This is a genomic window from Plantactinospora sp. WMMB334, assembly GCF_049179095.1.
Taxonomy (GTDB): Bacteria; Actinomycetota; Actinomycetes; order Mycobacteriales; family Micromonosporaceae; genus Plantactinospora.
The window spans coordinates 346240-359717 of the sequence record NZ_JBMHME010000002.1 but is presented as its reverse complement, the minus strand read 5'-3'; the positions used below and the strand labels follow the sequence as shown (position 1 = coordinate 359717).

At 69.5% G+C, this 13478-nt stretch carries 18 protein-coding genes; 13 read left to right on the top strand and 5 right to left on the bottom strand.

What is annotated here, in order from left to right; all coding sequences use genetic code 11:
* Positions 1 to 345 precede the first annotated feature (345 nt).
* Positions 346 to 1221: a universal stress protein gene (locus ACN27G_RS01565; protein ID WP_421490985.1), complete on the top strand. Its 876-nt coding sequence runs from the start codon at positions 346 to 348 to the stop codon at positions 1219 to 1221.
* A 126-nt stretch (positions 1222 to 1347) separates the two neighbouring features.
* On the opposite strand, the gene ACN27G_RS01560 is transcribed toward ACN27G_RS01565, so the two are convergent.
* Positions 1348 to 2388, bottom strand: coding sequence for a zinc-dependent alcohol dehydrogenase family protein (locus tag ACN27G_RS01560; RefSeq protein WP_421490984.1), 1041 nt, complete (start codon positions 2386 to 2388; stop codon positions 1348 to 1350).
* Positions 2389 to 2525: 137 nt separating this feature from the next.
* Complete coding sequence (locus ACN27G_RS01555; protein ID WP_421490983.1) at positions 2526 to 3860, bottom strand: cellulase family glycosylhydrolase; 1335 nt, start codon at positions 3858 to 3860, stop codon at positions 2526 to 2528.
* Between the two features lie 7 nt (positions 3861 to 3867).
* Here ACN27G_RS01555 and ACN27G_RS01550 point away from each other — a divergent pair, with 7 nt between their 5' ends.
* The 4 genes from ACN27G_RS01550 to ACN27G_RS01535 are packed head-to-tail and all read left to right on the top strand — an operon-like array spanning position 3868 to position 5803.
* Positions 3868 to 4482 (top strand): MarR family winged helix-turn-helix transcriptional regulator, encoded by a 615-nt coding sequence (locus ACN27G_RS01550; RefSeq protein ID WP_421490982.1) that lies wholly within the window; start codon positions 3868 to 3870, stop codon positions 4480 to 4482.
* A 16-nt stretch (positions 4483 to 4498) separates the two neighbouring features.
* Positions 4499 to 4759 (top strand): hypothetical protein, encoded by a 261-nt coding sequence (locus ACN27G_RS01545; RefSeq protein WP_421490981.1) that lies wholly within the window; start codon positions 4499 to 4501, stop codon positions 4757 to 4759.
* The gene (locus ACN27G_RS01540; protein ID WP_421490980.1) at positions 4756 to 5373 is read left to right on the top strand and encodes a hypothetical protein; all 618 of its coding nucleotides are present in this window, start codon (positions 4756 to 4758) and stop codon (positions 5371 to 5373) included. Before ACN27G_RS01545 ends, ACN27G_RS01540 begins: the two co-directional genes overlap by 4 nt.
* Positions 5366 to 5803 (top strand): hypothetical protein, encoded by a 438-nt coding sequence (locus ACN27G_RS01535; RefSeq protein ID WP_421490979.1) that lies wholly within the window; start codon positions 5366 to 5368, stop codon positions 5801 to 5803. The genes ACN27G_RS01540 and ACN27G_RS01535 overlap by 8 nt, the downstream gene beginning before the upstream one ends.
* A 577-nt stretch (positions 5804 to 6380) precedes the next feature.
* On the opposite strand, the gene ACN27G_RS01530 is transcribed toward ACN27G_RS01535, so the two are convergent.
* Positions 6381 to 6578 carry a helix-turn-helix transcriptional regulator gene (locus tag ACN27G_RS01530; protein ID WP_421490978.1) on the bottom strand — a complete coding sequence of 66 codons (198 nt, stop codon included), beginning with the start codon at positions 6576 to 6578 and terminating at the stop codon, positions 6381 to 6383.
* Between the two features lie 267 nt (positions 6579 to 6845).
* On the opposite strand from ACN27G_RS01530, the gene ACN27G_RS01525 reads away from it, so the two are divergent.
* Positions 6846 to 7403: a hypothetical protein gene (locus ACN27G_RS01525; RefSeq protein ID WP_421490977.1), complete on the top strand. Its 558-nt coding sequence runs from the start codon at positions 6846 to 6848 to the stop codon at positions 7401 to 7403.
* 147 nt (positions 7404 to 7550) lie between these two features.
* A complete protein-coding gene (locus tag ACN27G_RS01520; RefSeq protein WP_421490976.1) occupies positions 7551 to 7871 on the top strand; it encodes a DivIVA domain-containing protein in 321 nt (106 codons plus the stop codon).
* 63 nt (positions 7872 to 7934) lie between these two features.
* Here ACN27G_RS01520 and ACN27G_RS01515 read toward each other — a convergent pair whose 3' ends face one another.
* Positions 7935 to 8336, bottom strand: a complete 402-nt coding sequence (locus ACN27G_RS01515) for a YbaB/EbfC family nucleoid-associated protein (protein WP_421490975.1) — start codon at positions 8334 to 8336, stop codon at positions 7935 to 7937.
* A 156-nt stretch (positions 8337 to 8492) separates the two neighbouring features.
* On the opposite strand from ACN27G_RS01515, the gene ACN27G_RS01510 reads away from it, so the two are divergent.
* The 4 genes from ACN27G_RS01510 to ACN27G_RS01495 all read left to right on the top strand — a co-directional run bounded on the left by ACN27G_RS01510 (position 8493) and on the right by ACN27G_RS01495 (position 11155).
* Positions 8493 to 9059 carry a hypothetical protein gene (locus ACN27G_RS01510; RefSeq protein WP_421490974.1) on the top strand — a complete coding sequence of 189 codons (567 nt, stop codon included), beginning with the start codon at positions 8493 to 8495 and terminating at the stop codon, positions 9057 to 9059.
* Complete coding sequence (locus tag ACN27G_RS01505; protein WP_421490973.1) at positions 9056 to 9388, top strand: hypothetical protein; 333 nt, start codon at positions 9056 to 9058, stop codon at positions 9386 to 9388. The genes ACN27G_RS01510 and ACN27G_RS01505 overlap by 4 nt, the downstream gene beginning before the upstream one ends.
* Positions 9381 to 10073: a hypothetical protein gene (locus tag ACN27G_RS01500; RefSeq protein ID WP_421490972.1), complete on the top strand. Its 693-nt coding sequence runs from the start codon at positions 9381 to 9383 to the stop codon at positions 10071 to 10073. The genes ACN27G_RS01505 and ACN27G_RS01500 overlap by 8 nt, the downstream gene beginning before the upstream one ends.
* A 179-nt stretch (positions 10074 to 10252) precedes the next feature.
* Positions 10253 to 11155, top strand: coding sequence for a DNA-processing protein DprA (locus ACN27G_RS01495; protein ID WP_421490971.1), 903 nt, complete (start codon positions 10253 to 10255; stop codon positions 11153 to 11155).
* A 154-nt stretch (positions 11156 to 11309) separates the two neighbouring features.
* Here ACN27G_RS01495 and ACN27G_RS01490 read toward each other — a convergent pair whose 3' ends face one another.
* Complete coding sequence (locus ACN27G_RS01490) at positions 11310 to 11507, bottom strand: hypothetical protein (protein WP_421490970.1); 198 nt, start codon at positions 11505 to 11507, stop codon at positions 11310 to 11312.
* 223 nt (positions 11508 to 11730) lie between these two features.
* On the opposite strand from ACN27G_RS01490, the gene ACN27G_RS01485 reads away from it, so the two are divergent.
* Entirely contained in the window at positions 11731 to 11904 is a 174-nt protein-coding gene (locus ACN27G_RS01485) for a hypothetical protein (RefSeq protein WP_421490969.1), read from the top strand.
* Positions 11905 to 12817: 913 nt separating this feature from the next.
* Positions 12818 to 13435, top strand: a complete 618-nt coding sequence (drmC, locus tag ACN27G_RS01480; protein WP_421490968.1) for a DISARM system phospholipase D-like protein DrmC — start codon at positions 12818 to 12820, stop codon at positions 13433 to 13435.
* The last annotated feature ends 43 nt before the right edge of the window (positions 13436 to 13478 follow it).

Genomic DNA, 13478 nt, shown 5'->3' with positions numbered 1-13478 from the left:
CAACGGCAGGTCTCCCCCTCCATGGCACGCCTTCCGGCCCTGGATCGGGCAGGGCCGGGTGGCCCGGACGTCCGGGGCCATCGGCCGTTGCCGCCGACCGCCGCCGGCCCGATACGTTCGGCCGGGGTCGCCTGCCGATCCCGATGCGTTCGGCCGGGTCGCCTGCCGGCCCGACGTGTTCGACCGGGGCCGGCTGCCGGCCCGACGCGTTCGACCGGGGTCGGCTGCCGGCCCGACGCGTTCGGCCGGCGGGCCGAAGGTCACGTACCGGACCGGCGACCGGCCCTTGGGCGGGGCGGCCCGGCGCGGTTGACTTCCGGTAGAGAGTCTGGTTGGAGGACCGCCATGAAGACCCAACCCGTCGTCGTCGGATACGACGCATCCGAGAGTGCCCAGGCTGCCCTGGGGTGGGCGCTGGACGAGGGCGCCCGCGCCGGTGTCCCGGTCAGGCTGATCTTCGCGTTCGAGTGGCAGGCCGTCGCCGGCTCGATCGCACCCGTACCCGGTAACTGGCCCGATCAGGGCGCCCGGGAGGACGCCCGGAAGATGGTCGACGCGGCGGTGTCGCAGGCCCGGCAGACCCATCCGGAGGTGACGGTGACCGGCACCGTCGTGGACGGCGCGGCAGCGGTCGTGCTGCGGGAACTCTCCCGCAAGGCCCGCCTGCTGGTACTCGGCAGTCGCGGACACGGCGGCTTCGCCGACCTCCTGCTCGGCTCGACCAGCATCACCGTCACGGCACACGCGCACTGCCCGGTCGTCGTGGTACGCGGCGAGACGCCCCCGCCGGCCGGCCCGGTCGTCGTCGGCGTCGACGGCTCCGACAGTGCCCTCTTCGCTCTCCAGTACGCGGGCGAGCAGGCGGTGGCGCGCGGCACGGAGCTGCGGGTCGTCCGGGCCTGGACGGCTCCGGCGCCGCGCTGGCGGCCGGCGGACTACGAGCCGGCGGTGCAGGGGGCGGCCGAGCAGGCCGAGCTCGACGAGCTGCTGGCAGGTTGGCAGGCCGTGCATCCCCAGGTCAAGGTGATTGTCGAGGTGATAGAGGGCCCGGCCGGCCGGGTCATGGTCGACGCGAGCCAGGATGCCCAACTGGTGGTCGTCGGTTCGCGCGGTCGTGGCGGGTTCCGCGGTCTGCTGCTCGGTTCGATCAGCCAGCAACTGCTGCACCACGCGCACTGCCCGGTCGCCGTGGTCCGCGAACTGCCGACCGCCACCGCCTGACGGAACCGCGTCCGACACGAGCACGAGCCGGCGGGCCCCCGACCCGATGAGGGTCGGGGGCCCGCCGCTCTGCCTGCCGCTCGCCCGTCTCCGCCTGCCGCTCGCCCGTCATCGGTCGCCCGACGGTCAGCCGGCGGAGAGCACGACCTTGAGCGCGCCGGTCTCGGCCGGCCGGGCGAAGACGTCGTACGCCGCCATGATGTCCCCGAGCGGGAAGCGGTGCGTGATGATGTGGCCGACGTCGAGCTGCCCGGCGGCCAGCATGGTGAGCAGGTTCGGCGTCGAGTACGTGTCGACCAGTCCCGTCGTGATCGTGACGTTCTTGATCCACAGGTCTTCGAGGTGCAGCGTCGCCGGCTTGCCGTGCACGCCGATGTTCGCCACCCGGCCGCCGGGGCGGACGAGCGTCGTGCACGTCTCGAACGACTGCGGCGTGCCGACCGCCTCCAGCACCACGTCCGCGCCGAGGCCACCGGTGACGGCCCGGACGACCTCCAGCGGATCCTCGTCGGCGCTGACCGCGATGTCCGCCCCGAACTGCTTGGCCGCCTGCAACCGGCTCGCCGCCCGGTCGACCGCGATGATGTGCGCCGGGGAGTAGAGCCGGGCGGTCAGCACGGCGGCGAGCCCGATCGGCCCGACCCCGACCACCGCCACAGTGTCGCCCGGCCGGACCTGGCCGTTGAGCACACCCACCTCGTAGGAGGTGGGCAGGATGTCAGTGAGCATCACGGCGGCCTCGTCGGTGACGTTCGCCGGCAGCTTGTACGTCGACAGGTCGGCGAAGGGCAGCCGGACGTACTCCGCCTGTACGCCGTCGATCCGGTGGCCGAGAATCCAGCCGCCGCCACCGAGGCACTGCCCGTAGCTGCCGCTGCGGCAGTAGCGGCAGACGCCACACGCCGAGATGCAGGATGCCAGGACCCGGTCACCCTCGCTCAGGCCGCTGACCCCGGAGCCGACGTCGACGACGGTGCCGACGGCCTCGTGCCCGAGGATCCGGCCGGGCTCGACGGCCGGGACGTCACCGCCCAGGATGTGCAGGTCGGTACCGCAGATCGTCGCGGTCTCCACCTTGATGATCGCGTCGCGGGGATCGGCGATGGTGGGGTCGGGAACGTCCTTCCAGGATTTCTGCCCCGGACCGCCGTACACAAGCGCTTTCATGGCGCCTCCAATCGTCCTGCCCTCAACCTGCTCGGCGGCAGGATGGTGGGGGCAGGGCCGGCCCGCACCCCCGACCGGGTCGAAGGTCCCGGCCGGGGTGGCGTGGGAGGCGTCTGGCCGGGCTGCGGCGGCCGGCGTCAGAAGTCGTCGGGGGTGCGGATCCGGTCCCGGACCCACCGCCCGGCCTCCTTCAGCCGGGCGGTGTCGCCGAACGCGCCCGCCGCGCAGGTGCCGGTGGTGAAGACCGCACCGGAGCGGAAGTCGTCGGAGAAGTTCCAGTTCACCCAACTGATCTTCCGGCTGGCGAAGAGGTCCAGGTAGCGCTGGGCCATCGCGAAGTCGTTCGGCCCGTCGCCGGAGTAGTCCTGGGTGCCGAACTCGGTGACGAAGAGCGGCAGCCGGTCGGCCGCGCTGCGGACCGTGTCGAGGTAGTAGTCGTCGTGCGAGGCCGCGTAGAAGTGGAAGACGTACATGACGTTGCCGGCGTCGACCGGGTTGGCGGCGATGACGTCGGCACCGCCGCCGCTGCCGGAGGCGCCGAGCGAGGACCAGTCGGGGGTGCCGACCAGCACCACCGCGTCGGAGTCGCGACTGCGGATCACCGGGATGACCTGGTCGGCGTAGCTCTTGACGGCGCTCCAGGCCACCCCGTTCGGCTCGTTGGCGATCTCGTAGATCACGTTGTTCTTGGCCCGGTGCCGGTCGGCGATCTCGGCGAAGAAGGTGCGCGCCCGCTCCAGGTTGTGGTTCGGGTCGCCGGGGGTGAGCATGTGCCAGTCCACGATCGCGTACATGCCCCGGGTCGTCGCCATCTCGATGTAGTTGTGCACCAGGTCGGTGAAGCCGCGCGGGTCGGTCTCGTAGCCGCCCTCCTGGATGTACATCGAGATCCGCAGCACGTCCGCCTGCCACTGTCGGGCGAGCACGTCCAGCGAGGCGGGGGTGGCGCAGTCGGCGTACCACTGGAGACCGTGCGTGCTCATCCCGCGCAACTGGATCGCCTTGCCGGCGGCGTTGCAGAGCTGCCGGCCACAGACCCGGAGCTGGCCGTTTGCCGCGACCGGGGTGACGCCGCCCGGCGGGACCGTCGGCGGTACGCCGGTCGGCGTCGCCGTCGGGGTCGGGGTGGGCCCGGTGCCGCCGCCGCACGGTTGGCCGTTGAGCTGGCAGCCGGTCGGCGCGCCGGAGCCGTTACCGATGAAGCCGAAGGTCACCGAGGCGCCCGGGGCGATCCGGCCGTTCCAGGAGACGTTGCCGAAGGTGTGCCGCTGGCCGCTGCTGGTCAGCGTCGCGTTCCAGTGGGAGCCGACGGTGGTCCCGGCCGGCAGGTCGAACCGCACCTGCCAGGAGGTGATGGCGGTGCTGCCACCGTTGGTGATGGTGTAGCGGCCCTCCCACCCCGAGCCCCACTCGGAGACCTTCGCGAACGATGCGGTCGGGGTCGAGGCCGCCCGCGCGGCGACGTCCGTCACCGGCAGCGTGGCGACCGCCGCGATCGCCGTAGCTGCCGCGACGAGCCCGGCCAGCAGGAGCTTTCTGTGGGTACGCCTCACGATTCCTCCGACGCTCGACGGTGCCGGCTCGGCCGGCGCATGGCAAGCCATCAATTGTCGTCGAACTATAAAGAAGACTAAATATATTCGCAACAGCACCGTCACCGGGACTCGACGCTGGAGCGCCGGCTCGGGCCGGGCGGCCGGGGCGGCCGGGTACGGTCGTCCCGGCCGGCAGAACCGAGCCCGCACGATAAGTTCGATCGTCAGTCAGCTGCGGCTCTACGTCGCGCACGTCCAGCACATCGGCGAATCCTTCGCCGCCCGCAATCCGCTCGGCCACGCCGACCTGCACGCCCTGCTACTGGTGATGGAGGCCGACCTGGCCGACCGGCCGCTCACTCCCGGAGACCCGCGCGCCGAGCTGAACCTCTCGTCCGGCTCGGTGACCGGGGTCGTCGACCGTCTCGAAACCGCCGGTCACGTCTACCGGGACCGCGACACCGTCGACCGCCGCAAGACCTTCCTCCGGTACGCCGAGCCGGGCTATGGTCTAGCCGATCGACAGCTGCGATCCCCCGAGAATCACCGGGCGGACTGATCACGATCGAGGCGCGGTGAGCATCGAGGAGATCAAGGTCAAGCTAGGACGGGCGATCGCTGCGGCTGGTGTGGCCAAGCAGATCACCGCGGCCGTCACCACGGACAGCGTCGACACCGCCCAACTTGCCCGCGACGCCCTACACGACAGCGAGCATCCCGAGGTCAAGGAAGGGTTGGCCTGCCTCAAGGCAGCCACCGACGAGTTGACTCTGGTCGTACGCCGTCTCGACACCAGCGTGGCTTCCACAAGCGAGTTCCAGGAGAAGCTGGGGTGAGCAGTGTCGGCGAGGTGGTGTCCCGGTTGTCCAAGGTGATCGAACGCCTCGACAGGGGTGCCGTCGGGGCGAGCCGGGGTCAGGCCGAGGCAGATCAGGTACACGGCATCCTTGGTGACGTGGCACGCGGCAGCGACCATGCACTGGTCCGAGCGGCGATTGTTGCGAGCAGCGAGGCCGCCGCCAAGGCGGGCAAAGCGGCCCGTTTGCTCAGCGAAGCCGCCGACCACTTCGCCTCCTATGCCAACGAGATAGCCCCGGGGTCAGTTCCATCCAGAGGCAGAGCTACGGACTCAGCCCCCGGCGGGGAACAACTCGTCCAGGAGGCCGAACGGGCGGAGGATGGCTTCCGCCGATTCGCGAAACGGACAACGCACCAGGCCGAGTCGATCGGCGAAAAGGTGAAGGACCTTGTCGACTTCTTGGCCGAGGCACGGCCGGACGGCACCACGTCGACCACGCAGAAGCTGCCGCCACCGCCACGGAACCCTACAGCAGTAGGAACACCCGGCGACGCCGCGGAGGCGCTGGCTGTCACGGCCGCCGCAGCGCTCGCGGTTGTCCTCAAGGCTGCGAGTTTGAGAAAAGAGCGAAGGGAAAGAGAACGTGGCTGACCGAGACACCCACCTGGATCTTATCCGGGAACTTGTCAAGGGAAACGCAGATGCCTACCGCCAGCACTGTGAGCAACTGGACGAGAAGGGATGGGACGAGCTTGGTCTGGTCGTTGGCGCCGCCTTCTTCCTCGCAGCCCGCCAGCGTCAGCTTGCGTTCTCCAGCACAGCGGACATTATCCGGTTCGTCGCCGATACCCGGGCCGACATGGCCGGTACAGGATTCGATCTCGATCCCGCCGTCGCTGAAAAGCTGATCACCGCCACAACGACTGGCGACACCAGTGAACTTGATCATCTCGATCCTGGTCTCATCGTCCAGTCAGAGATGCTACTTCTCTGGAAGCTGCTCAGAGCGCTCTCGGATGACGACATGTCCCAGTTCCTGGCGGAGGTCGACGCGCTTGCCGAACGCTGGGCAGCGGAGTAGCCGTGCGACGTGGAGACGATCGACGGCGCACCAAGGGGACCACTGGACAGTCAGGGGATGCCCAAGCCGTACCAGTCCAGCTCGCCAATGAATGGCCACGAGGCCACACCGTCGGGATTGTCACAACAGGAGGCCGCACGTTCCACCGGGACGTGGACTGTCCCGGCTACCGCCAAGGTGTGCGCCAAGCAGAGAAAAACAGGCGGAACGTCAACAAGGTCGAGGCTGTGAGCGCCCACGAGGCTCGCGCGAGAGGCAAGGCCGCCTGCCGGAGGTGCTGGCCACCATCCTGATGTCGCGGGCACCTGGGCAATGAACGTCATCGTCCGTTCCGCCGGATCGCCGTCGCGGCGTGCTGGCGTGTCATCCTCTGGAAGGCTCCCTCGTCGGCAAAGCGGGACAACTCAGGCCGGACCGCACGGCCCTAATCCGTGCCGAGGTGGCCGCTGGTCGCCGGACGATCCCCCGGAACCTCACCGGTGACCGGGGCCACCCTGGCACGCCGAACGACACCTGTTGAGGGCAAGGAGATCGGCGGGATTGTGTTCGGGAGCATCCAGGCTGGCGCCGTGAGCGCCTACTCTTCGTCCTCACCAGCCAGTTCCGGCCGGTGTTTCGCGATCCACTTCTCGACGTCCGAGGCACGCCACACCTTGCCCTGCTGAAGCTCGGCGATCGGGGCCGGGAACGAGCGGTGCGACGTGATCGCGTAGACGCGCTGGCGGCTGATCCCGCCCAGCCGCATCCGGATCTCGTGAGCACCCATGAGCCGCATGAACGCGACGGTAGGCGCACGTCAAGAGGCGTGAGTCATCTTGTCACACGTCAACATGCTGAGCACTCTTGACGAGTACTATTGTCATGAGTCAAGGTATCCAACATCAGGTGAGCGGTGGACGTTCCTCGCCCGGGTTGTACGGCCCGGAAACCGTGCCGAGGTGGCCACTAACCACCGGGTGGTGACCCGAACCTCCCTCAGCTGGTCCGGGCCGCCTCGGCACGCCAACAGCAGCACCCGCACATCCCACGGAAGGAGACCGGCGTGACGGTGCATGAAGCGACGACAACGGAGCAGGCGGACGACGAGACACCGGCGGAGACGGCGAGCGTGGCGTACGCGGCAAAGGAGGTCGCGGACGACCTGCGCAAGGTCTACCTGGCGGTCGTCGCGGCCTCCGCGCTACTCGTGCTGACCAGCCACGGTTCGGCGCACCCGGCGCTGCGCCGGGCCCGCCGCTGCGGCAAGGACGCGATCGAGCTGGCCGTGCACGCCGAGGAGCTGATCGGCGAGGGCGTCGCCGAACTGCGTACCCAACTTGGCGACCCCAACGTGACAAGCATCGGCCGGGTGGCCGGCGCGCTGGACCTGTCGCGTACCCAGTTCGCCGAGGCGGCCGAGCGGGTCGCCGGGTTCCCCGAGCGGCTGCGCGCCGCAGGCCAGCGGCTCCGCGACGCCGACGACCCCGAACTCGACCCCGACACCGCGATCCGTCACTGGTCACACGCGTCCGATCAGCTCGTCCTGCTGACGGAGAGCCTGACCGGTGCGGTTTCCGCGCTGAGCTCGTACACCGATCGGCTGACCGGCGCGACCAGTTAGAGCCTCTTTCGGCCGCCTGCCTCCCGGGCGGCCGGAAGCGGAGAAGGGCCCGGGGCGGGTGCCGGGCTCCGGCCGTCGACCGTCCGGATGGCCGACGGCCGCCCCCGCCCGCCTCGGCGCCGCCGCCCACCCCCTCGAAGGACCGCCATGAAACCCCTCCCCCACCCCGGCTCCGCCCGACGACGCGCGGCAAGCCGCCACCACCGCCGGGACCTCGACCCGGGCCAGGCCCGCACCAAGACTTTCGGCACCCGCTGGCGCGGCCTCGACCCCGTTCAGGTGTACGCCTACCTGCGCCGACTCGCCGCCGAGATCGCCCGGCTCCGCCGGGCCGAGTCAGCCGCCCGGACCGAGGCGGATCGACTCCGCACCGAACTGCACCAATGGCAGGCCCGTCACGCCCGCTGCTGGTTCGTCGACCCGCACCGCCACACCCTCCCCGGTACGCCCAACCGAGGCCACTGGTAGACGGCCACCACCACGCTTGGCGCCACGACTTCAATCCCGGTGATGGCTGGGGAACTTCGACTACTACCTGCCGTCGATAGCGTCGAAGAGGCGCCGGCGCATCATCTCGAACTCCCCGGACATGTCCTGGGCCATCCGATCGAGTTCGTCCGCGGCGCGGGCGGCATCGCCCGCAGCGGACGGAGTGCCGGCAGGGTCACCAGCATCGGCAACCCTGGCAAGCTCCTGTCCCACCTGAACGCCCAGATCCTCGTGCGCGTGGCGCAGCGCCTCCAGGATCGACGCGCTCAGCGCCGCAGGAGGCTGCCGCATCGCCTCGGCGTCGATGGTGAGTTCGCGGGGGATGCCGCCACCGTCGATGGCGGCCCGCACCAGCCCGTCCTCCGACCGCCCACGGCCGCTGACCCGGTCCAGAGCAGCCAGCACCGGATCGGCGACGGGGTCCCGCTCGGGCCCCCCGCTCATTACCATGGGTCCACCTCTCGACCACCCAGCGATGCCTCACCATACCGTCGATGCGAGTTCGATCGGAGGCTGCGAATGGATGTATCGCCCGAGGCTCGATCAACGATCCGGACTCGCCCCGCCGGTGGAGCTTCCCGCTCGGCGCTCGGCCAAGGTATGGAAGTCGCGGGCAGTGCGCTGCTGGCGGTCTCGACCGTCGTGGCGATCGTCGCCGTCGTGCTGCTCGGCATCCGGTGGGCATCCGGGGACGATCTGCGGTTCGCCACCGGTCTGTTCCTCTGGGCCGGCCGAGGGCTCTGTGTCGCCGCGCCGCTGATGTTCGTCGGCAGGTATGTCCGCCGCCAGGCAGCGCTGCTCAGGGACTTCGCCTTGGTGCTCGACGGCGCCGGAGCGCACTGGTCCGGCGCCGTCGCCGGCTCTGTCGCCTGGACGGAACTAGATCACGTCGTCGTCACGGCTCGACCACGCCGGTCGCGTCGACTGATCTTCTCAAGCCGGGTACCCGGACAGGCCGGCCCGACCGAAGCGACGGTCCGGGCCTCCCCCGTGACACATCTCGTGCAACGCCTGGTCAACCCGTCCCGCTGGATCCTCGACGTACCCCTCGACCGCTTCGAGCAGCCACCGGAGGCGCTTGTCCGGGTCATACGTTCGGCATCCGGCGACCGATTCCCCGATCTCTACCCGACCGAGCAGTTTCCCCCGACCGAGGAGACTTCATGAGCGACATATCGACTGACCCGGATCATCTGCGCAGCATCGCGTCCAGGCTGGCAGTGCTGGCGGGACGGGTCGATGTCCTGTCCCGCAGCGTCAGCGACAGCGGTGCGGTGCCGGACAGGAGCCAGTTTCCCGAACTCCCCGTCGGACAGCGCGCCGCCACGGTCTGGAACGACGGAAACTCGGCCTTCGTCGACGGCCTCTCGCTGGTCGGACAAAGCCTCTCCCGGTTCACCGACAGCATCCTGGCAGCAGCGGCGGGATACGAACAGGCCGACCTCCGCGGTGCTGATCGGATGCTGCGCAACCTGCCAGGAAAGACGCATGACTAGCGTGGCCGAGAAGTACGGCATCGACATGTCGGACGTCCGCCGGATAGAAGGCTTGTACGGCCAGCGGCTGCCGGACATCCTCGAACCCCTGCGTCAGGCCGACGCCGATTTCGAGGCGCTGCGGTCCGCCGCCGAGCAGCATCGCTCGGTTGCCGAGGAGGCCCTCCGGGTACACGGCGACCTGACGCAGCTCCGCAGCGACATGGCATGGGGCGGGCAGGCCGGCACTGCCGCCGCGAACGCCCTCGACGTGGTGCTGACGGTACTCAAGTGGATCGCCGCGATCATCCTCTTCGTGGTCGGGGCGCTGCTCGCGCTCATCGCGATGCTCCTCTACGCCATCGCCGCGATCCTCCGCTGGATCGGAAAGGCCCTCGCGGCCTGCGCCGCCGTCGTCGCGGTCGTCGTGACGATCGTGGTGATCATCCGATCAGGCGGACGGGGGCAGTCGGGACGACTCAACATGATCTGGGCGGCACTCCGGGCCGTCTTCAACACCACGTACCTCGCCACACTTGGCATCACCGGCGCGCTCGGCGACGGGTTCGGCTGGGTGTTCGAGCAGGCCGCCAAGGGCGTCATGTGGCTGGCGCTCTACCTGATCGAGGTCGGCGGCAACCTGACGGGCACCCCGGACGAGGAGATGGGGCCGCTGCGCGAGGAGCGCAACAAGCTCTTCGACTGATCCCGTCCTCCCCGCCCAGGGCGAACCCCGCTGACTTGACCCGCCATCCCAGTCGAACATATGTTCTAGTCATGTGGGTCCGGCTGCGAATGCTCGGGAATGCCTGCCGGCGACACCACCCAGAAGGGCCGAGGCATGGTGGCGATGCAGGGCCTACGATCGTGCCCATGGATAGGGCGATGATCGAGCGCGCCGCCCTGGTCGCACTACTACGGCGTCCGGGCGTGAGCTGGACCGAGACCGCCCTGAGCATCCAGGAGAACGGGAGTGCCAGCGCACTCCTCGACCGCATCGTCGCTAGTCCGGAGACACTCTTCCCCGACGCCATCCCCGCCGCCGAGCTGATCAGCGCTGCCGCTCACGAGATCACCGGCTGGTCGGCCGAGGGCATCGGGGTTCATGCCTTCTTCGACGACACCTACCCCGCACAGCTTCTCGGCATCAGGGAGATGCCTCCGCTGCTGTTCAGCCGAGGCGACTTGCAAGTTCATGATCGCGCTGTGGCCGTGGTCGGCAGCCGCCGGGCAAGCGAGCAGGGCCTACGCATCGCGCGTGCGGTGGCGACCACCCTGGCAGAACGCGGAGTGACCGTAGCCAGCGGGCTCGCCAAGGGCATCGACACCGCAGCGCACACGGCAGCCCTTGACGCGGGCGGACGCACCGTGGCCGTCATCGGCACCGGCATCCGTCGTTACTATCCCGCCGCGAACCGCCAGCTTCAGGACCAGATCGCCGAGGTCGGACTGGTGATCTCCCAGTTCTGGCCTGACGCCCAACCCACCAAGCAGAGCTTTCCGATGCGCAACGCCGTGATGAGCGGGTACGCGGTCGCCACCGTCGTCGTCGAGGCGGGGGAGACCAGCGGGGCGCGGATCCAGGCCCGACTCGCGCTCCAGCACGGCCGACCGGTCGTGCTCACCAGCCAGGTCATGCGCTGTGACTGGGCCAAGACCTTCGCCGAGAACCCGGGCGTGTACGTGGTGCACGGCACCGTCGAGCTTCTTGAAGCGATCGAGGACATTCTCAGCCACCAGCCCACCGAAGCCGGCCTGGAGAACTTCCCTGACCTCGCCCTCCGCTGACCAGCGCTGGACCACCATCCGCCGATACGTCGAAGTCCAGCGCGCCTACCTGCGCAATCCCCTGCCGGAGTACCCCTGGATATGCCCGACCTGCCGGGGCGTACGCACCGAGGGCTACCCGCGCTGTCTGCGCTGTCAATCCCACTTCAGCCGGTCAGGCGGGCGCCTCGCGGATCTCGTGCTGCCGATCTCCTATTCCCCACGCACGGGTCAGCACCATCACAATCTGCGCACCTACAAAGGCACCCCAAGCTCGGAGCAGGCGCGGTGGAACCTGCTCGCCGTACTTCTCCTGTTCCTGCGCGATCACCTCGGCTGCGTCACCGCCCGGACCGGCACCGCGCCGACGCACGCCATCGCCGTACCGAGTACCCGCAGCCCGCCCCGGTCCACATCCACTCATCGCGCTTCTCGGCGCCCGGCTCGACCTGCCCTGGATCCCGAGCGGGGTCAATCCACGCTACGGCCCGGACGAACACGACTTCCACGCCGACTGGTTCATCCCCGTCCTGACCACACACGGTGCTCCGACACACGTACTCATCCTCGACGACACCTGGACGACGGGCGCCCGCGTGCAGTCGCTCGCGTACGCGCTCAAGGCCGCCGGCGCCACCACCGTCTCCGCGATCATCCTCGGCCGGCACGTCGACCCGACCTACCTACCGTCCAGACGACTTCTCGACGCCATTGCCGACCGCACCTTCGACACCACCCGCTGCGGCCTGGACAACCCGACGGACGGCTGACTACTCCCACTCAGACGGGTTCACCGGTCACCGCCGGCAGGTGTGCAGGCCCGCCAGACCGTCCGCCGCTTCTCCATGATCGGCTGCGTAGCTGAGCCGTCTGGTCGCCTGGTAGACCGATTCACCCACTCCTGTACGCGCAGGTCGCGCCCTAGCATCGATCAACACATCGCTCGCGCCTGAGCGTCTCGTCCGAGTACCGGCAGTTCGCCAGCATCGGAGGCACGCGTGGTAGGTCGACGCAGCATCGGCGGCTGGTACGCCGACGCCGAAGGTCGAGGACTCGACAACCCAGGCTACGACTGGGAAAACGACGATCGTCCCGACCGTACGCCCGACTCCTGGCTCGACCGTGCGGTGACTTCGCCCAGTAGCTCGAGAACGAGCGGCCGGGCCGCGCGCGGTCGACAGCGCCAACCGGCAGCGAAGAGAGCGGGCGCAAGCGCCCCCGGCTGGCGCAAGGTGGTACAGGAAGTTCACCGCCTTCGGTCCCAGCATCCCAACATCAAGACAAAGACGATCGTCAAACATTTGCAGCAGAAGGGCTGGACGGGCATCACAGGGGCCCTCGTCGCGGAGGCGTTGGCCGCGCCTTCGCCGATCGCCGCTGCCCCGCGTAAGGCCAAGAAGCGGGTCGCGGCGCGGCCGACGAGGTCGGTTCCGGCTCCATCCCCCCGTCCCGAAACCTGTCCGTCGTGCGGCGTAGCCGTCTCCAGCCTCGGCTACTGTCGGTGCTCCTGACAGCCTCCCGACACGGTCCATATCTACTGCCGGATCGCCCGGCTACCGATGTCGGCCGTACCGGCTACGGTGGCCTGCATGAGTGGGGAGGGCGTGCTCGCCGTGCCGGACGCGCGGGTGATCCGCGACGAGTTGCAACGGCTGGTCCTGGCCGACCTGCTCGGGCCGCTCGGTGGGCCGGACGAGGAGTTTCCCACCCGGGAGGATCCGCTCGACCGTTACATCCTCGGTCGGCTCGCCCCCAACGGTGTCACCGTCGAACCGGAGACCCAGGACGACCTCTCCGACGCCGCGGCGCCGGACCTGGCGGCTGACCAGCTCCGTCGTGGTCGAGCTGATCCGGGCGGCGCGCACCTCGCTGCTGGTGGTCAGCTTCGCCGCGTACGGTGTGCCGGAGGTCGTCGCCGAGCTGCTGGCCGCAGCCGATCGGGGTGTCCGGGTCGACCTGGTGTTGGAAAGCTCCTCCGTCGACGGCGGCACGCTGCGGGGCTCGGCCGGCGCGTCCGCCGCCTTCACCCGGCTGCGAGACCGGGCTGTTTTCTGGCACTGGCCGGCCTCGCGCCGCTCGGCAGCAGGAGGCTCGACTGCCGCGATGCACGCGAAGATCATCGCAGCCGACCGACGAGCCGCACTGATCACCAGTGCCAACCTGACCGACCGGGCACTCTCCAGCAACCTCGAAGTCGGCGTCGTGCTCCGCGATCCCGAGCCGGTACACCGGCTCGTCGCCCACTTCAGCGCGCTGATGGACACCCGGAGCGGCCCGCTGGAGCGACTGCGCAGGTCCTGACTGCCCACACCCACGCACCGCCGCGAAACGCCCGGGGCGGTGC